Genomic DNA, 17,829 nt, shown 5'->3' with positions numbered 1-17,829 from the left:
CCTGGATGGCACCGCGACTGGCGCTCGTCCTGACGTTGGCTTTCCTTGCTGCCGTTCGACCTGCCGCCGCCGTTCAGGTGGACTTCCTGCCCAAGCCCGATCCGGACGACGGCAAGACGTTCCGCGTGCTGTGCTTTCACGACATCCGCGACAACCTGCGTGCCAGTTTCGAAAAGCTGCCCGATGGGTTTGCCGTCGATACCAAGATGCTGACGAACATGTTCAGCTGGATCCAGGCCAACGGCTACCACCCCGTCACGCTCGCGCAGATCGACGCAGCGCGCCATGGCGGCAAGCCGCTGCCCAAGCGCCCGATCCTGCTGACGTTCGATGACGGCTATGAAAGCCACTACACGAAGGTCTTCCCGCTGCTCAAGCAGTTCCGGTTTCCCGCCGTGTTCGGTCTGGTGACGGAGTGGACCAACGCACCCCCGGGAGCAAAGATCAAGCTGTCGGACAAGCAGATCGTGCCGCGTGACTTCTTCATGAACTGGAACCAGATCCGCGAGATGCAGGCCTCGGGCCTGGCAGAGTTCGCCACGCACACGGCAGACATGCACCACGGCGCGCTGGGCAATCCACAAGGCAACGAGATGCCGGCGGCGACCACGCACGAATATCTGCGCAATCTGGGCCGGTATGAGACCGATGACGAATACCGCAAGCGCGTGCGGGAGGACCTGCAGCGCAGCATCGACCTGATCCAGAAGAACACTGGCACCAAGGTGCAGACGGTGGTGTGGCCGTATGGTGCCCACAACCAGATGCTCGACCAGGAAGCCGCCAACGTGGGCCTGAAGTACATGCTGACGCTGGAGCCCGGCCCGAACACGCCGGACGTGCCGCTCACCGCCATCCGCCGCAGCCTGATGGGCTACGACACCGACACAGGTGATCTGGAGCGCTCGCTGCGTGAGCCTGTGACGCACCACGGTGAGATCAACCCCGTGCAGCGCGTGGTGCAGGTCGACATGGATTACATCTACGACCCAGACCCGAAGCAGCAGGAAGCCAACCTCGGCAAGCTGATCGACCGCATCAAGGACTTGGCGCCGCGTGTGGTCTACCTACAGGCCTTCGCCGATCCGAAGGGCAACGGCGCCGTGGACGCCGTGTACTTCCCGAACCGGCACATGCCGATGCGTGCGGACCTGTTCTCGCGCGTGTCGTGGCAGTTGAAGACGCGTGCAAAGGTGGAGGTATACGCCTGGCTGCCGATGCTGTCGTACAAGCTGCCGGCCAACAATCCGGCGGCCACGCACCTGGTGCAGTCGCTGCCGGGTGCGCCGCAAAAGCCGGGCACGGTCAAGCCGCCGCGCCTGTCGCCGTTCGATCCGCAGGCGCGCCAGATGATCCGCGACATCTATGAGGACCTGGCCAAGAACTCGATCATCGACGGCGTGCTGTTCCACGACGACGGCGTGCTCGACGACTACGAAGATGCCAGCCCCGCCGCGCTCAAGGCTTACGAGGCCATGGGCCTGCCCGGCGATATCAACAAGATCCGCCAGTCGCCGGAGCTGATGCAGAAGTGGTCGAAGGCCAAGACCGCTGCGCTGATCTCGTTCTCGAAAGAGCTGATTGCGGTGGCGCAGGGCTATCAGAACGGCCGCGACATGCTGACCGCGCGCAACATCTTTTCGGGGCCGGTGCTTGATCCGAAGGCCGAGGCCTGGACGGCGCAGAACTATGACGACTTCCTGGAGGCGTACGACTACGTGGCGCTCGAAGCCATGCCGTACATGGAAGAAGCCAAGGACCCGAAGGATTGGATGAAGAAGCTGACCGCCGCCGTGGCCAAGCACAAGGATGGCCTGAAGAAGACCATCTTCGAGCTGCAGGCGGTGGACTGGCGCAATCAGGACAAGCCAATCCCCACGACCGAACTGCGTGATCAGATGCGCGCGCTGCGCTCGGCAGGTGCCCTTAACTACGGCTATTACCCGGACGACTTCATTGCCGGCCGGCCCGATACCGAGGTGCTGCGCGATGTGATGTCACTCAAGACGTACATCGAGACCCGCAAGCCGCCCGGTGGCAATAAGGCCAGCGTTGAGAAGCTCGACAGCAGCGCTGCGCCGCAGAGCCAGCCGCCGAATGCGGCGGCAGACAAGAAGCCCGCGACGACGGAAGCGGCCGCGCCATCCCACACCAACAAGGCGGGAGGCTGATATGGTGGACGCACTCACCGCCAAGCGCTGGATCTCCGGGTTTGTCTTCTACTACCCGTTCTTCATGTCGTATTTCTGGATGATCGGCGGGCTGCTGCACTACTTCCTGCTCGAACGCGGCACGCAGAACGTACGGCATCCGCTGGCACTCCTGGGGGTGAAGAGCTATCCCAAGGTGTCGATCATCGTGCCTTGCTACAACGAAGAGGCCAATGTGCGCGAGGTGATCAGCCACCTCGCACGCATGCGGTATCCGAACTACGACATCATCGCCGTGAACGACGGCAGTTCTGACCGCACCGGTGACCGCCTGAACGAACTGGCTGCGGAATACCCGCAGCTGGTGGTGATCCACCAGTCGTCGAACCAGGGCAAGGCAATTGGCCTCACCACCGCCGCGCAGGTGACCGACGCCGAGTACCTGATGTGCATTGATGGCGATTCGATCCTGGACGTGGATGCAATTGCCTGGATGATCCGCCACCTGATGGAGAACCCGACCATTGGCGCAGTGACGGGCAACCCGCGCATCCGCACGCGCTCCACTCTGCTGGGGCGCATGCAGGTGGGCGAGTTCTCGTCGATCGTGGGCCTCATCAAGCGCACGCAGCAGGTCTATGGCCGGCTGCTGACGGTGTCGGGCGTGGTCGTGATGTTCCGCAAGCACGCCATTGAGGATGTCGGCTACTGGAGCAATGACATGCTCACCGAAGACATCGACATCAGCTGGAAGCTGCAGGTGGGCGGCTGGATGATCCGCTACGAGCCGCGTGCGCTGTCGTGGATCCTGATGCCCGAGACGTTCCGCGGCCTGTACAAGCAGCGCCTGCGCTGGGCCAAGGGCGGCATCCAGGCGTTGATCAAGTACGCGCCGGCCATGGTGAGCCTGCGGCAATCGATGATGTGGCCGATCTTCTTCGAATACGCACTGTCGGTTGTGTGGGCGTACAACATGCTGATCGTCATTACGTGGTCGGTGCTCGGCTTCTTCATCACCCTGCCGCCGGAATGGCGCATGGAAGCCTTCCCGCGCTGGCACGGCACGCTGCTCTTCATCACCTGCGTGCTGCAGTTGCTGATCGGCTGCTTTATCGATCGCCGCTACGACGACAACATCCTGCGCTACTTCATCGACACCGTCTGGTATCCGGTTGCGTTCTGGATCCTGAACCTTGTCACCACGGTGGTCGGCTTTCCAGCCGTCGCCTTCCAGCGTACGCGTGCCCGTGCCCGCTGGACGAGCCCCGACCGGGGCATCCAACAACAACAGGGGAATTCGCCATGACCATGCTCGTCATTGATGTTTCGCGAAACTCGATCCGACAGTCGTTCTCGGACAAGGGTGTCGTCGGGACCTTGCACCATGTGCTGTGGTTCCGCATCTTCCGTCCGGTGCTCGTGATCTCGATCTGGGGTCTGCTGGGCCTGTACGTGGGCTATTCCATCAGCAGCGTGGGCCCCAGCGGCCTGCCATTCGAGCAACTGCGCATGTACGGCAACATCATCGCCGGCATGGGCGGGGTGCTCGTGGTGTGGATGATCCTGTCGCGGCTGGACCGTGCCATTCGCCGCAAGCTCGTGCGTGCGCCGGCAATGCCGGCTCCATCCGCCGGGGCCTCCGCTCGCGCCTCGCGCGGGGCGTTGCACGGGCAGCAGCCCGAGCAGCCCGCGTGGCAGCGTCCGCGCAACACGCGCCTGCTGGTGGTCGATCACGACGATGACGGCGATATCACCCACGTGCGCTCTTGGCAAGAGTGGGCGGGCCGTCCTGCACCTGTCGGCACCTCCACGCCGCCCACACCCTTCACCCGCAGCCCGGAATACGACCCGGAAGAGCCGGTACTGGGCGCCCACCTCGTCAGCGAGGCGATCGTGCTGGAGAACCTCGATCGCGAAGAGCCTTCGCTGGCGCGCGTTGATGCACCTGCACAACAACCGCGCGACGTGGTGAAGGCCGTGGATGCGGTGACGGCCGAGGCCTCGGGCTTCCATCGCTTTGGCTATCGCGGGCGTCTGGGCCGCAACGATTGGGTCGAACCGCAATCGCCCGAATCCCCTGTGCAGACGTACGCGATGCGGCCCGGCATGGCCCGCCATTACGGCAGCGTGACCGCAGTGGTGCACGGCCGTGCTGCAGTGCACGCAGCGCACCGAGCCACAGAACGCCATCGCGCGCTCCATGCATTTGGTGCGCATGCACAACTGGACGATCCTTATGCGCGACTCCAACGCGTCGAACGCATCGACCCGCTGCACGGCTTCGGCCGCCGTGCCAACATCGTCGCCGACGACGTGTAAGGTCGCCCGCCCCAACGCAGCACTCAGCGCCCCGGTGATGTGAGTCACCGGGGCGCGTTCTTTTGGGCAATTGATTTAGCGCAAACGGAGGAGGACGGACTTTTCGGTGATGCGCAATCGTTGCCGCCGGTGCGCTATACAGCACGGCAAACGGTTGATGCACCGTCATCGCCCATGCGGCCGCAGCGCCACCTGGAAGGATGACGGAATTGCCCTCTTGAATGCCGCTGCGAGGGTGCCTATGCTGGCTTCTCCTGCAAGTCCAGTTGCTCTCTCCCGGTGTTCTTGGCGGCTCTTGCAGTGCTCATGGTGTCAGTGAAAACCAAGCCCACCCCAGTCACGCGTCGCATGCCGTGACCAATAGACAAGCTGGAGACAACTGTGCTGAGTCCCCATGAATTTGCCGTTCTTCTTCTCGTCAACGACGGCGCTGAATCCGACGATCTGGATCGCGCCGATGTCGAAGCGCTCATCGAGCGACAGCTCGTTACGCTGGAGCGCCGTGGCCCCGACCATAGCTATGCCCGGGTAACCCTCCAGGGCTACATCCTGCTCAAGGCTTCCGGACACGTCCGCACCAGCGGCCGCCGTTTGATGGCTGTGTCTCACTAGGCGCACCTTTCTTCATTGCATGCAGCCAGTCGTTGCCTGGACCTGAGTCCAGGGGCGAGTGACGTGCCTGCGATCAATACAAACAGAAACACAATGTTGACGGCCCGGGCGTCGCCGATGCGCTCGCCTGCGGAGCCAGGGGCGGGCTTCTTGCTGAACTGCAGAGGCCTATCCTGAAATTTCGACGCACGAGCGTCGGTGGGTAGGCACTCATGACAGTTCAAGAGGAGCCACCCCATGAAAACCAACCCCCCCCTGCTTGCCGTTGCCGGTACTGCTGCCCTGGCGCAGCCCATGCCCCCGCCACGTCCGGAAGACCGGGATCATGAACGTGCCGAGCGCATGGAGCATGAGCGGCACATGGAGCGCCGCGAAGAGCACCGTGAACTCCATGCTGAGCACCGCGACATCATGCGTGACCGCGAAGCCCTGAGGCACCGCGAGCACGAGGCACGCGCGCATGCACACGACGTTCACGAAGAGATGGAGCATCGTTGATCGGGCGTGCCCCGACCTGAGTGCCCGACTGGGCGCATATGGCAACACCAGAGAATTGGGCGTCATCCAGATGGATACGGTCGCCCGACCGTTACGTCCCCGCCCGGCGGCAAGCGCAGAAGGCGGGGACCATCAGCCCCCACCAATCCCCTGAATGATCTTGCCGCTGCCCTCGCACATGGGGCAGGGGCTGCCATCGTCGCGCTGACCCGTGCCGTTGCACACCGGGCAGACCGCCTCGCCGCTGCTGGGTGCCCCGGGCGCCGCTTCGTCGCCGGGCGCGACGGGCGCAGGAGGCGTGCCGGGGATGGGATTTTCATTGTTCATGGGGTGCTCCTGAATGCGCACGAGTCGGGTCGTGTTGCTTCAAGGGTGAGTTGCCGGAATTGTTCGGCGGGGTCGCGGGCGGACGCTCGCGACCCTGCGGGCTGCCGCCAGTTGATTTGTCCTTGACCACGTTGCCGTTTTTGTCCTGATGCGAAGTGGAACCGGTTCGCGGCACGTATTCGCCGGAAGGGTTGGCGCTGTCGGTGCGAGTGCGGTTGCGCGTCGCGTCACGCCCGGTGGGGCGATCGGTGCGGCTTGTGGTGCCCGTCGCGGTGGTGCTGTTTGCATGGGCTGCGGGTGCGTTATCGCTGCTGCCGGACTGTGCGCCTGTTGCTTGTGCGAATGCGGTGCCGCTGCCCAGGGCAACAAACATTGCCGCCACTGCGCAGAACGTGCGTGCGGCATATTGGGTGCAAATCATCATCGGCTCCGGTGAAGTGTCAGTGTCGGTTCCGCGGACGCAACTCGCGCGCCCGTGCAGCTACTTGCCGGCAGCAAGCCGCCGCGCATGTTTGAGTGCGGTCACGATGTCGAGATAGGCGCTCTCACGCGCCGCCGGCTCTGGGGCGCGCAGTGCGTATGACGGGTGCCATGTCGCCAACACCGTACGGCCTTCATGGCGCACCGGCTTGTTGAAATGCTCTTGCAGGCGCGCATGTGCATCGTCGAGCAACGCCTTCAACGCGGTCGCGCCCAACGCCACCACTACCGCCGGCGCTTCCTGCTGTAGCTCGCGCTCCAGCCAGTACATGCAGGCTTGCACCTCGCGCTGCCCCGGCGTTTTGTGCAGGCGACGCTTGCCGCGCAGTTCCCATTTGAAGTGCTTCACCGCGTTGGTAATGAACACCTCGTCCCGCGGGATGCCGGCGTCTTCCAGTGCACGGTCGAGCAGCTTCCCCGCAGGACCCACAAACGGCTTGCCGGCCAGGTCTTCGCCGTCACCGGGCTGCTCGCCAACAAGCATGATGCGAGCGCGCCGCTTGCCCTCGCCGGGTACGGCTTGCGTGGCGTGCCGCCAGAGATCGCAGCGGCGGCACGCGTCGAGCGAATCCGGCTGTTGGTCGGGGTCGGTCTCGTCGCTGGCGGGCGGGGAAGCGGGAGGAGGTTTCTTCATGGGCAGGCAGATGAGAACAACAACGACAAAGCAACCCGAATGCCACTGCGCCCATGTGGAACGCACGTTGCTTGGTCTCCCGCATTGACGAGGAGACCACTTTGGAAGCTGCATCGAATGTTCCGTTGGACCGGCGGCGCCGGCTCGGCAACTGGCTGCCGGAAGGCGAGGCGCAACTTGCGGCGTTCCGCATCGAACTGGTTGCGCAAGCGCTGTCTCGTCCGTCAAAGACGCCCTCAGTGGCTGCTGTGCGCGCGCTCGCCAACCTGATCGATGGCGAGCCCGCATTGCGCATGCACCTCGCACGCGCCATCGACGAAGCGAAGGAGCGCGGATACGAACTCGGCTACAAGGACAGCGCAGAACTGCTGCTCGCCATTGACCACATCGTTACGTGCGCGCCGCGCTTCAGCGAGAAGGCGCTGGTGATCTGTCCGCTCAATGCACTGCTCGATTGGCCGATGTGCATGCCATCCGGCTATGCGCTGTTCCGTGACCGGCGCTTCAACGATGCGCTCGAGGCGGTGCTCAATGGCTGGAGCGCTTTCCTCAGCGGCCCGCATTCGCGTGCCTATCTGAACACGCGCGAGCCCGACGGCTGGTTCAGCCCCGAAGCGACACGGCGTATCGGCATGGAGCAGTTTTTGTGCGATCCGTCGCAGCCGTACTGGGGCTTTACCTCTTGGAATGACTTCTTTACGCGCCGCTTTCGTGCCGGCATGCGACCCGTAGCGGGCGAGGACGACAACAAGTTGATCGTCAGCGCTTGCGAGGCCGCCCCCTACAACATCAGCCACGATGCGCGCTATGAAGACGCGTTCTGGATCAAGGCGCAGCCGTATTCATTGCGCGACATCTTCGGACCGGGCAAGGCCCACCTCGCCGAGCTGTTTTCTGGCGGCAGTGTTTACCAGGCCTTCCTGAGCGCCTACAACTACCACCGCTGGCATGCGCCCGTCGCCGGCACCATCGTCGATACCTTCCACGTAGACGGCACGTACTACTCGTGCGTGGAATCGGAAGGCGCTGACCCGGAAGGGCTGAACGATTCACAAGGCTACAGTGCGGCCGTGGCCGCACGCGCGGTCATCACCATTGCTTGCGACGATCCGGCCGTGGGCACCGTGGGTTGCGTGTTCATCGGCATGGCGGAGGTGTCGTCGTGCATGGTCGACGTGACGCCGGGCCAGCATGTTTGCAAGGGCGAGGAGCTCGGCTACTTCCAGTACGGCGGATCGACGTACTGCATGTTCTTCCAGCCCGGTGTGGTGGATGCCTTCGTCGTGCAGCCGCCGTTCCCGCACGACACGCCGCCAGTGCGCGTCAACGCCGCACTGGCGCGTGCCAGATAGCGGCGTTGTCAAGCGTCGACCTCTGCCAGTGCGTTGAGGCCCACCGACAGCATCGCCAGATCGGCCGAGCCTGCAGCGACCTGATCGGCAATCACGCGGTTGTAGCGCGCCAGCGCTTCCTGTCGCGTGCCGCGCCATGTGTCGATGAGGGCTTCGGCGCTCGCGCCAGGGGCCGCATTTTGCAACACCGATTGCGTGAGCCGACGCCGCAATTGGCCCAGTTCTTCGAGCAGCGTCGCGCGCGCCAGCATCTGCCAATGCGTTTGTGTCGGTAGGCCGAGAATGCCGCCTTGCAGCCACCCGTAACCCAGTGGCTGGTCGAGGGCAAAGTACACGCGTGCGGCGAGCCGCGCATCGCAGCCGCCTGCCGTAGCGACCTCCGCAATGTCGAGCAACGACACGCGCGCCGGCACGCCAGTTGCCACGCGGGCCAGTGCCTCCGGCACACCGGCTTCGGTAAAGACCTGCCGCTGCTGTGCGGCGGCTTGCGCAGATTCCTCCGGTTGCAGCGCGTCAATCTCGGGTGCGAGCGCATCAACCGCAGACCGGAAGTGCTCGACCGCGGTCGGCACATCCCCCACGCGTCGCCGCAGGAACCACAACGTCGCGCGCTCATGCAACTGTGCGAGCGCCGCGAACAGGGCAGTTTGCGTTTCGTGCGGCACCTGGGCATCCAGGGCATCGACCTGTTGCCAGAGCGCGTCGAGCCGGTAGACCGCGCGTGCAACGAGGCTTGCCCACACCACGGCAAGCGGCTCTGCGCCGGTTTCTTCGGCCATCCGGTGTACGAAGGTCACACCCGCTCGGTTGACGAGCGCGTTGGCGTGCATCGTCGCCAGAATCTCGCGACGCAGCGTGTGCCGGGGGATCGACGTAGCGCAACGCGTGTGCAGCGGCTTCGGAAAATAGTCTGGCAGGCCATCGGCCACGAAAGGCTGGTCGGGCAGATCGCTGCCCAGCAGCACGTCGTACAGCCACATCTTGCTGTAGGCCATCAGCACGGCGCGCTCGGGCGTGGTGAGGCCGCCGCCGCTTGCCCGGCGGGCGTCGATGTCTTCATCGGCGGGCAGGAATTCGATCGCGCGGTTCAGGCGCCCGCCACGCTCCAGATAACGCATCAGCCGCGCCTCGGGGTCGAGCCAAAGCGCCGTGCGCGTGCGCGCAAGTGACAACGCCTGCGTCTGGAAGTAGTTGTCGCGCAGCACCAGTTCGCCCACCTCGTCGGTCATCTCGGCCAGCAGCGTGTTGCGCTGCTTGAGCGTCATCTCGCCATCGGCCACGACCAGCCCCAGCAGGATCTTGATGTTGACCTCGTGGTCGGAGCAATCCACACCTGCGGAGTTGTCGATGGCATCGGTGTTGATGCGCCCGCCACGCTGCGCGTACTCGATGCGGCCGAGCTGCGTGCAGCCCAGGTTGCCGCCTTCTGCCACGACCTTGCAGCGCAGCTCGGCGCCGTTCACGCGCAGGCCATCGTTGGCCCGGTCGCCCACCTGGGCATGCGTTTCGGTGCTGGCCTTGATGTAGGTGCCGATGCCGCCGTTGTAGAGCAGATCAGCAGGCGCCTTGAGGATGGCGTGCAGCAGGTCGTTCGGCGCCATTTCGGTGGCCGTCACATCCAGCATGGCGCGCACTTCCGGCGTGAGCGCGATCGACTTGACCGTGCGCGGGAATATGCCGCCGCCAGGGCTGATCAGCGAACGGTCGTAATCGGCCCAGCTTGAACGCGGCAGGTTGAACAGGCGCTCGCGCTCAGCAAAGCTCGTGGCCGCATCGGGCGACGGGTCGAGAAAGATGTGCCGATGGTCGAATGCTGCGAGCAGGCGGATATGGCGCGAGAGCAGCATGCCGTTGCCGAACACATCGCCCGACATGTCGCCCACGCCCATGACGGTGAAGTCCTGCGTCTGCGTATCGACGCCCATCTCGCTGAAATGCCGCTTGACCGATTCCCATGCGCCACGCGCGGTGATGGCCATCTTCTTGTGGTCGTAGCCCACCGAGCCGCCGGAAGCGAAGGCGTCACCGAGCCAGAAGCCGTATTCGGCCGAGATGGCGTTGGCGTAGTCGGAGAACGTGGCCGTGCCCTTGTCGGCGGCAACGACAAGGTAGGGATCGTCTTCGTCATAGCGCACGACATCGCGCGGCGGCACGACGCGGCCGTCGACGTAGTTGTCGGTCAGGTCGAGCAACCCGCGCAGGAAGGTCTGGTAGCACGCTACGCCTTCGGCGAGATACGCATCGCGGTCGCTGGCCGGCGGCGGTTGCTTGACGACAAAGCCGCCCTTGGAGCCCACCGGCACGATGACCGTGTTCTTGACCATCTGTGCCTTGACCAAGCCCAGTACCTCGGTACGGAAATCCTCGCGCCGGTCAGACCAGCGCAAGCCCCCCCGCGCAACCTTGCCTCCGCGCAGGTGCACACCTTCCACGCGCGGCGAATACACCCATATTTCGAACATCGGCTTGGGCTCGGGCAGGCCGGGCACGCGCGCCGGGTCGAACTTGAACGACAGATAGGGCTTGGGCTGACCCTGCCCGGCGTCCGGCAGGCTCTGGAAATAGTTCGTGCGTAGCGTGGCTTCCACCACGCCCAGGAACTGCCGCAGGATGCGGTCTTCATCCAGGTTGGGCACGTCTTCGAGCGCCTCGTCGATCTGCTTGCGCAGCGTTTCGCTCGCGCGCGAACGCTCGGTCTCGGAAAGGGCGGGGTCGAATCGCACCAGGAACAGCCGCACCAGCGCCCGCGCAATCGACGGATTGCCGTTCAGCGCGCTTTCCATATACGTATTGCTGAAGGTCGAACCGATCTGGCGGATGTAGCGCGCATACGCACGCAGGATGCGCACCTCGCGCCAAGTCAGGCCAGCCTGCAGCACGAGGCGGTTGAGATCGTCGTTTTCCAGATCGCCGCACCAGATGCGCGCGAAGGCGTCTTCAAAGCGCGCGCGGGCTTCGTCCAGATCGACTTCACTGCCGTCGATGGTCTCCATGCCGAAGTCGTGCATCCAGATGGGGGCGGTATCGGCGGGTTCGATGCAGTAGGGGCGCTCTTCGTTGACGCGCACGCCCAGGTGTTCAAGCATCGGCAGGCTGTGCGACAGCGATGTCGGCTGGCCGGCGCGGTAGATCTTGAAACGCAGCGCACCGGGCGGCGCTTCGAGCGGCCGGTAAAGCTGCATGGTCAGCACCTTGTCCGCCGCATTGGCGCCGAGCAGCGGCTCCATCAGTTCGATGTCGCGCACGGCAAGGCGCGCGGCGTAGTCCTCGCGAAAACCCGCTGGAAACGCGCCCGCATAGCGGCGCAGCAGGCGGTTGCCGCGCTCTTCGCCGCCGCGTTCGAGCAGGGCGTCGGCCAGGTCGTCCTGCCAGCGCCGGGCGGCCTGAACGATGCGGTCTTCGAGTTCGGCAACGTCCACTTCGGGCACGTTGCCCGGCTGTGTGCGCACGGTGATATGGATGCGCGCGAGCATTGATTCCGACAATTGCGGCGTGAACTCCACGGCGGTGCCGTGATACGCCGCCTGCAGCAGGCTCTGGATGCGCACGCGCAGGTCGGTGTTGAATTTCTCGCGCGGCACGAACACGAGGCACGACACGAAACGGTCAAACGGATCACGGCGCACGAACAGGCGCGTGCGCTGGCGCTCTTGCAGCCGCAGGATGCCGAGTGCGATGTCGTGCAGCGCTTCGGCATCCATCTGGAACAGCTCGTCGCGCGGGTATTGCTCCAGGATGGTGACCAGCGTCTTGGCCAGATGCCCGTCGGGAAGGAAGCCCGTACGCCGGATCACGTCGGCCACCTTGCGGCGCACCAGCGGAATGTCTTCGGCCGGCACCATGTAGACGTTCGACGTGTACATCCCGAGGAAACGCCGCTGCCCACAGACGCGGCCTTCGGCGTCAAACAGCTTGATGCCGACGTAGTCGAGATACCCGGGGCGGTGCACGGTTGCCCGCGAATTGGCCTTGGTGAGGAAGATGGGCTCGGGCGCGTCGATGAACCTGGCCGCGCCCGGTGCCAGGCGCGTCGTGTCCGGCGTGGAGGTGTCGCGCAGCGCTTCCCGCAGCACGCCCAGGCCGGTGCCCGGTATGCCGCGCAGGTAATGGCCATCGTCTTGCGTGATCAGTTCGTAATCACGATAGCCAAGGAAGGTGAAATGCCGCTCAAGCATCCAGGTGAGAAAGGCCTGCGTCTCTGCGATCTCGGCACGTTCCACGTCACCGGTGGAGGGCTGCGCGGCGCGTACGGCCAGCGCATCGATGGCGGCCTGGGCGGCCGTTTGCATGGGCTTCCAGTCTTCCACCGTGGCACGCACGTCGCCCAGCACTCGCATCAGGCCGTCGTGCAATGTCTGCAGGCGTTCCGGCTCGGAGAACCGATCGACTTCGATGTGGATGGTTGATTCGAAGCGGGCAACGCCGTGGGTTTCCCTGTCCGCATCGGCGGGTGTGTCGGGCATGTCGCCCGCAAGGGCCGCCGGGCGCTGTACGCCGCCGCCGGCTGAGACCGCCACGCGCATACCTGCGCGATCGCGCTGTACGCGGTAGACGGGGTGGAAGGCGGAATGCAGGGCTAGCCCTTGCCGGTTGATCTCCATGGTCACGGAGTCGAACAGGAACGGCATGTCGTCGTTGACGATTTCAACGACCGTGTGACCGCAGTACCAGCCATGCTGTTCGAGGCTCGGGTTGTAGACCCGAACGCGCGGTTGCCCCGACACGAATTTCTGACCCAGTTGCCAGTGCGCCATCGCCGCGCCGTAGAGGTCGGCAACGCTGCGCGAGATCACGTCTTCGGGGTCTGCCAGGCCGTAGTAGTGCCGCAGGAACGGCTCGAACAGGTCGGCAATATCGGGCGCACGTTCGCGCGCCAGGGCCACTGCATCCGCCATATGCTGGCGGACCTTGTCTTCGTGCTGGTCAGGCATGAGGCGGCTCCCGAAGAAGGGCTGCCTCATGCTACGCCGCGTGCCCATGGCTGGCAATCAGCGTGCGCCGCGCACGGCTTTTCAGATGCCGCTGTGTGCAGTGCAGCGAGAGAACAGGTGGTTCACTCGCTACTTGCGGCGTGCATCACCGATGCGTCATCCAGCCTTCACGACGTTGATGCGCAGTGCTGGCTCACCCGCCGCGATGGCCAGCAGGCGGTCCACATTCGGGTGGGCGCCGGGGCGGTTGCGTGCGTCGATGGTGTGCTCGGCAAACACGGCCAGGCCGTGCTCGGCGGCCTTGGCGTCGAGCTGCCCGAACGTCTGCTGCAGGTAGTGATACACCGCCACCGAACCTTGCTTGCCGGGCTTGTTTTCGATATCAGCCACCACGGCGCCCTGGCCGTCGACCAGATCGATGCGTTCGATGCCGTCAATGGCGGGCAGCTGGGCGAGGTTGTCCTTGAATACACTGGTCGGTTGAATCACTGCGGTAGCTCCGTTGGTTGATCAGGCGGGCCGTATGTTAACGGCTCTGGCCCGACCCGCGCGAGCTTGCGCGTTGTTCAACGCTTGGCGCCGGCCTTGTTCACCGCAATGGCTGCCTGGATGAGCGCCTTCAACGCTTTCTCGTTCACCTTGTCGCCCTCACGGAAATCGATGGCGCGGCGGGTGTTGCCGTCCAGGCTGGAATTGAACAGGCCGGAAGGGTCAGGCACGGAGGCGCCCTTGGCAAACGTCATCTTCACCGTCTGCTTGTAGGCCTCGCCGGTGCAGATCAGGCCATGGTGCGACCACACGGGCACGCTCCATTTCCATTCCTCTACAACGTCGGGGTCGGCCGCGCGGATGACGGCGCGCAGGCGGGCGAGCATCTCGCCGCGCCAGTCGTCCAGCTCTGCAATGCGTGCGTCGATCAGTTCGGATGCGGGTGCGGCGGTGTCCTGCGTGCTCTTCTTCATGTGTCTGCCTCCGTGGTGGGCCCAAGCAAACCATTCTGGCAGGAACATGGGCCGGTAGCCACTTGGCAACGGTGGGCGAGATACGCCATCAGGCTGCGCGCCGGGACACTGAGAAATGCCTTTTTTCTGCTTATGGAATCAGCGCGAGAAATAATGCGCGAAATAAAAAAGAAAATAAGGCGGCGCTCAGTTAACGGCGGTGAGAAAAATAACTTTAGCGCTTTCGTGCAATTCCCCTACTAGAGTGGGGATGTCAAACGATTTCGCCGGGAATCCAAGTGCCGCGCGGGTATGCGGCGCACTGCCGGCACTGCTGGAATTCAATGCCGCAATGCCGGGATGGTTGATGCGACGGTCATCGATTGGTCATCTTTCGACTTCAATAATTGCGCCTCCGGTGTTCAGGAAAACATATTGAAGCACCCCTTCTTTCAGGGGGTGACTGAATCGAGAGAATTTCAAATGACCATTCGTCATCGCATTACATTGCTGGTGGTGCTGATGTTTGCCGCGCTGGCGGCCATCGGCGGATACGCGGTCTACCAGACCCGCGGCAGCGCGGCAGAAGTCCGCCAGGTGACGGAGGGCGTGGTGCCGAGCGCGCTGGCGTCGGCTGACCTCGTATCGCTCGTCAAGGATGTCCAGCTTGCGACGATGGCGCTGGTGTATGCGCCGGACGGCAACATCGTCGCGCAGGCCAGGGAGGACTTGAAAGCCAAGGAAGCGGCGCTGCGGGCGGCGTTGGACGTGCAGGCCAAGCGCGCCAACAGCCACGCGCAGGAAGGCCTGGTTGCACAGGCCAAGGAAAGCGTCGACAGCTACGTCGAGGCCATCCAGCAGACCACCGACATGAAGCTCGCGGGCAAGGATGAACTGGCACAGGCCTTCCTGTTTGCCAACGTGGCCAGCTACCGAGACGTGCTGGAAAAGATTGTCGAGACGCTGCGCATCGAGAAAAACCGTGAGAAAGACGAGGCCATCGCTGGCCTGAACGGCAAGCTAGCGAGCACGGCCACCACCATTGGCGTGGTGAGCAGCGTGGCCATCGTGCTGCTGACCGCCGTCGGCATGCTGCTGTATCGTCAGATCACCCGACCGCTCACGCGCATGCAGGCCGAGATGAGCGAGATCGCCACCAGCCAGGATTTCACGCGCCGTGTGCCGGTGGGCCGCATGGACGAGATCGGCCACTCGGTCGTCGCGTTCAACCAGATGATCGAGAAGATCCAGGAGAACGCTGCGCTGCTCAAACAGAAGACGGCAGACATCCAGGCGATGCTGCAGAACATGCAGCAGGGCATCCTGACCGTGGTCGATGGCGGCGTGGTGCACGAGGAATATTCGATCTACCTTGAATCAATTTTCGAGACGCAGGAGATTGCCGGCCGCAAGTTGATGGAGCTGATCTTTGCCGATACCAGCCTTGGCGCCGATGCGCTGTCGCAGGTGGAAGCGGCGGTCGATGCCTGCCTTGGGCAGGACATCATCAACTTCGCGTTCAACCAGCATCTGCTTGCGAGCGAGGTGGAAAAGCGCATGCCGGACGGACGCGTGAAGACCCTCGATTTGTCGTGGTCGGCCATTACCGACGAGAGCGACACGATCCTGCGCCTGATGCTGTGCGTGCGCGACGTGACCGAACTGCGCAAGCTGGCCGCCGAGGCCAGCGAGCAGCGCCGCAACCTGGAGATGATTGGCGAGATCCTGGCGGTGAGCCAGGAGAAGTTCCAGCACTTCATCGACAGCTCCACGACCTTTGTGCACGAGAACGAGCGGATCATCCGTCAGTATTCGCAGGCGGACAGCGCGGCCATTGCGGCGCTGTTCCGCAACATGCACACCATCAAGGGTAATGCGCGCACGTACAACCTGCAGCATCTGACCAACGTGGTGCACGAGACCGAGCAGACCTACCACGCGCTGCGCGAACCTGACACCGAACACACGTGGGATCAGGACTGGCTGATGGAAGAGCTGACGCGCGTGCGCGAGGCCATCGAGAACTACGCCCGCATCAATGAGGTCAAGCTGGGCCGCAAGGGCGATACGGCACCGGGCAATACCATGCAGGCCCCCGATGTGATGGCACGCATTCAGGAAAGCCTGCGCCTGCTGGAGTCTGCCAACCCAGGCAACCTGCACGAACTGGTTGCGATGCGCGATTCCATTTATGAGCAGCTGCGCCTCCTGGGCAGCGAGACGGTGGACGCGCTGTTGTCCGGCGCGCTGCAATCGCTGCCGTCGCTGGCGCAGGAACTGGGCAAGGAGCCTGTGGCCGTGCGCATCGACGACAACGGCTACCGCGTGCGCAGCGAGGCGCGCGGCATCCTGCAGAACGTGTTCATGCACCTGCTGCGCAACTCCATCGACCACGGCATCGAACCCGCCGCCGAACGCCTGGCGCACGGCAAGCCGTCTGCCGGCACGATCGACATCGACGTGGGCGTTGACCAGGGCATGCTCCAGATCACGCTGTGCGACGACGGCCGAGGTCTTGCGCTCGACCGCATCCGCAGCATCGCCATTGAGCGCGGCTGGATCGGCGCAGACCAACACGCCAGCGACGAAGACATCGCGCAGTGCATCTTCCGCCCCGGCTTCTCGACCGCCGACAAGGTGACAGAAGTGTCCGGACGCGGGGTCGGCATGGACGCCGTGCTGGAGTTCCTCAAGCGTGAACATGGCAGCATCGAACTGCGCTTTACCGATGACAACAAGGGTGCCGCGTTTCGCCAGTTCCAGACGGTGGTGTGTCTGCCTGAACGGCTTGCGGTCGACAGCGTGAACGCTGCGCTCGGCGCGCAACAGGCAGTGCGCATGGATCTGGATAAGGAAGCATCGTGATGGGGGCGATTGTTCTGGCCGTCATCACCGGCGGCTCCGTGGCTGGTGTGCTGGTGTGGCTGATCGGGCAACGGAAAGTGAATGCGATGGCGCGCACCTTGGGCGAGGCCGATCGCCGTGTCGCCGATCTGTCGGCTGATCTTGCGAGGCACGCCGCGCTGGTGGAGACGGGCGGGCGCGAAGTTGTCGCGCTGGAAACCACCGTTGCCCAGATGCGTGATGCCGCTGCCGATCAGCTGGAAGTCATCGAGCAACTGCGTACCGAACTGCAGTCGGCCACGGCAGCGAAGGAACAGTGGGCGAGCCGCGCCGCGAAGATTGCCGAAGAAGCGGCGCGCCTGCGCGGCCTGGCGCTGACGTTCGAGCGCTGGCATGAGCAGATGATCTCGCTCATGGAGCAGAACCACGATATGCACGCGAAGAACCAGGAGCTGCAATCCATCGTGCGGCATGTCGTGATCGTCTCGCTCAATGCATCCATCGAGGCGGCGCGTGCGGGCACGGCGGGCCGGGGTTTTGCCGTGGTGGCCAGCGAAGTGCGCGCGTTGGCTGCGCGTTCGGAAGAACTGTCGAAGAGCTACCGCAACAGCCTGCACCTGAACGATCTGACGACAACCGCCACGTTCCAGGACATCCAGGCGGGCGGCAAGATGATCACAGCGTCGCTGTCGAGCGTCGAGGCGCTGGCCAGCCAGTTTCAACACCAGCTTCACTAGGCAG

At 64.1% G+C, this 17,829-nt stretch carries 14 protein-coding genes; 8 read left to right on the top strand and 6 right to left on the bottom strand.

Going from position 1 to position 17,829, the window contains the following annotated elements:
* Positions 1-5 precede the first annotated feature (5 nt).
* From pgaB to NKG59_RS20020, 5 genes are all read left to right on the top strand, one after another.
* The gene (gene pgaB / locus NKG59_RS20040; RefSeq protein WP_420804042.1) at positions 6-2,171 is read left to right on the top strand and encodes a poly-beta-1,6-N-acetyl-D-glucosamine N-deacetylase PgaB; all 2,166 of its coding nucleotides are present in this window, start codon (positions 6-8) and stop codon (positions 2,169-2,171) included.
* A gap of 1 nt (position 2,172) precedes the next feature.
* Positions 2,173-3,456, top strand: a complete 1,284-nt coding sequence (pgaC, locus tag NKG59_RS20035; RefSeq protein ID WP_045205782.1) for a poly-beta-1,6-N-acetyl-D-glucosamine synthase — start codon at positions 2,173-2,175, stop codon at positions 3,454-3,456.
* The gene (locus NKG59_RS20030; RefSeq protein ID WP_253540319.1) at positions 3,453-4,469 is read left to right on the top strand and encodes a PgaD family protein; all 1,017 of its coding nucleotides are present in this window, start codon (positions 3,453-3,455) and stop codon (positions 4,467-4,469) included. Before pgaC ends, NKG59_RS20030 begins: the two co-directional genes overlap by 4 nt.
* A gap of 381 nt (positions 4,470-4,850) precedes the next feature.
* Positions 4,851-5,081: a hypothetical protein gene (locus tag NKG59_RS20025; RefSeq protein ID WP_082076146.1), complete on the top strand. Its 231-nt coding sequence runs from the start codon at positions 4,851-4,853 to the stop codon at positions 5,079-5,081.
* A gap of 237 nt (positions 5,082-5,318) precedes the next feature.
* Entirely contained in the window at positions 5,319-5,579 is a 261-nt protein-coding gene (locus NKG59_RS20020) for a hypothetical protein (RefSeq protein ID WP_253540316.1), read from the top strand.
* Between the two features lie 132 nt (positions 5,580-5,711).
* On the opposite strand, the gene NKG59_RS20015 is transcribed toward NKG59_RS20020, so the two are convergent.
* From NKG59_RS20015 to NKG59_RS20005, 3 genes are read right to left on the bottom strand one after another with little or no spacing between them, the layout of a single operon-like run.
* A complete protein-coding gene (locus NKG59_RS20015; protein ID WP_253540313.1) occupies positions 5,712-5,906 on the bottom strand; it encodes a hypothetical protein in 195 nt (64 codons plus the stop codon).
* Positions 5,896-6,330, bottom strand: coding sequence for a hypothetical protein (locus NKG59_RS20010; RefSeq protein ID WP_253540310.1), 435 nt, complete (start codon positions 6,328-6,330; stop codon positions 5,896-5,898). The genes NKG59_RS20015 and NKG59_RS20010 overlap by 11 nt, the downstream gene beginning before the upstream one ends.
* 57 nt (positions 6,331-6,387) lie before the next feature.
* Complete coding sequence (locus tag NKG59_RS20005; RefSeq protein ID WP_253540307.1) at positions 6,388-7,020, bottom strand: UdgX family uracil-DNA binding protein; 633 nt, start codon at positions 7,018-7,020, stop codon at positions 6,388-6,390.
* Between the two features lie 101 nt (positions 7,021-7,121).
* On the opposite strand from NKG59_RS20005, the gene NKG59_RS20000 reads away from it, so the two are divergent.
* Entirely contained in the window at positions 7,122-8,372 is a 1,251-nt protein-coding gene (locus tag NKG59_RS20000) for a phosphatidylserine decarboxylase family protein (RefSeq protein WP_253540304.1), read from the top strand.
* An 8-nt stretch (positions 8,373-8,380) separates the two neighbouring features.
* Here the strand turns inward: NKG59_RS20000 and NKG59_RS19995 are convergent, their stop codons facing one another.
* The 3 genes from NKG59_RS19995 to NKG59_RS19985 all read right to left on the bottom strand — a co-directional run bounded on the left by NKG59_RS19995 (position 8,381) and on the right by NKG59_RS19985 (position 14,265).
* Positions 8,381-13,303, bottom strand: a complete 4,923-nt coding sequence (locus NKG59_RS19995; protein WP_253540301.1) for an NAD-glutamate dehydrogenase — start codon at positions 13,301-13,303, stop codon at positions 8,381-8,383.
* A 156-nt stretch (positions 13,304-13,459) separates the two neighbouring features.
* Positions 13,460-13,792, bottom strand: coding sequence for a DUF2322 family protein (locus tag NKG59_RS19990; RefSeq protein ID WP_024977493.1), 333 nt, complete (start codon positions 13,790-13,792; stop codon positions 13,460-13,462).
* Between the two features lie 77 nt (positions 13,793-13,869).
* The gene (locus NKG59_RS19985) at positions 13,870-14,265 is read right to left on the bottom strand and encodes a DUF1801 domain-containing protein (RefSeq protein ID WP_253540298.1); all 396 of its coding nucleotides are present in this window, start codon (positions 14,263-14,265) and stop codon (positions 13,870-13,872) included.
* A gap of 462 nt (positions 14,266-14,727) precedes the next feature.
* Here NKG59_RS19985 and NKG59_RS19980 point away from each other — a divergent pair, with 462 nt between their 5' ends.
* Both NKG59_RS19980 and NKG59_RS19975 read left to right on the top strand, forming a co-directional pair.
* Positions 14,728-17,109 carry a HAMP domain-containing protein gene (locus NKG59_RS19980; protein ID WP_253540295.1) on the top strand — a complete coding sequence of 794 codons (2,382 nt, stop codon included), beginning with the start codon at positions 14,728-14,730 and terminating at the stop codon, positions 17,107-17,109.
* Positions 17,109-17,825 (top strand): methyl-accepting chemotaxis protein, encoded by a 717-nt coding sequence (locus NKG59_RS19975; RefSeq protein ID WP_253540292.1) that lies wholly within the window; start codon positions 17,109-17,111, stop codon positions 17,823-17,825. The genes NKG59_RS19980 and NKG59_RS19975 overlap by 1 nt, the downstream gene beginning before the upstream one ends.
* Positions 17,826-17,829 lie beyond the last annotated feature (4 nt).

It is taken from the genome of Ralstonia chuxiongensis (genome assembly GCF_024158925.1).
Taxonomy (GTDB): Bacteria; Pseudomonadota; Gammaproteobacteria; order Burkholderiales; family Burkholderiaceae; genus Ralstonia; species Ralstonia chuxiongensis.
Note: the sequence above shows the minus strand (reverse complement) of the source record. Positions and strands in the feature narration are given on the sequence as shown.

Bases quoted from the DNA above. Each gene is read 5' to 3' on its own strand.
- pgaB (WP_420804042.1), top strand. From the start codon at position 6: ATGGCACCGCGACTGGCGCTCGTCCTGACGTTGGCTTTCCTTGCTGCC.
- pgaC (WP_045205782.1), top strand. From the start codon at position 2,173: ATGGTGGACGCACTCACCGCCAAGCGCTGGATCTCCGGGTTTGTCTTC.
- NKG59_RS20030 (WP_253540319.1), top strand. From the start codon at position 3,453: ATGACCATGCTCGTCATTGATGTTTCGCGAAACTCGATCCGACAGTCG.
- NKG59_RS20020 (WP_253540316.1), top strand. From the start codon at position 5,319: ATGAAAACCAACCCCCCCCTGCTTGCCGTTGCCGGTACTGCTGCCCTG.
- NKG59_RS20015 (WP_253540313.1), bottom strand. From the start codon at position 5,906: ATGAACAATGAAAATCCCATCCCCGGCACGCCTCCTGCGCCCGTCGCG.
- NKG59_RS20010 (WP_253540310.1), bottom strand. From the start codon at position 6,330: ATGATGATTTGCACCCAATATGCCGCACGCACGTTCTGCGCAGTGGCG.
- NKG59_RS20005 (WP_253540307.1), bottom strand. From the start codon at position 7,020: ATGAAGAAACCTCCTCCCGCTTCCCCGCCCGCCAGCGACGAGACCGAC.
- NKG59_RS19995 (WP_253540301.1), bottom strand. From the start codon at position 13,303: ATGCCTGACCAGCACGAAGACAAGGTCCGCCAGCATATGGCGGATGCA.
- NKG59_RS19985 (WP_253540298.1), bottom strand. From the start codon at position 14,265: ATGAAGAAGAGCACGCAGGACACCGCCGCACCCGCATCCGAACTGATC.
- NKG59_RS19980 (WP_253540295.1), top strand. From the start codon at position 14,728: ATGACCATTCGTCATCGCATTACATTGCTGGTGGTGCTGATGTTTGCC.
- NKG59_RS19975 (WP_253540292.1), top strand. From the start codon at position 17,109: ATGGGGGCGATTGTTCTGGCCGTCATCACCGGCGGCTCCGTGGCTGGT.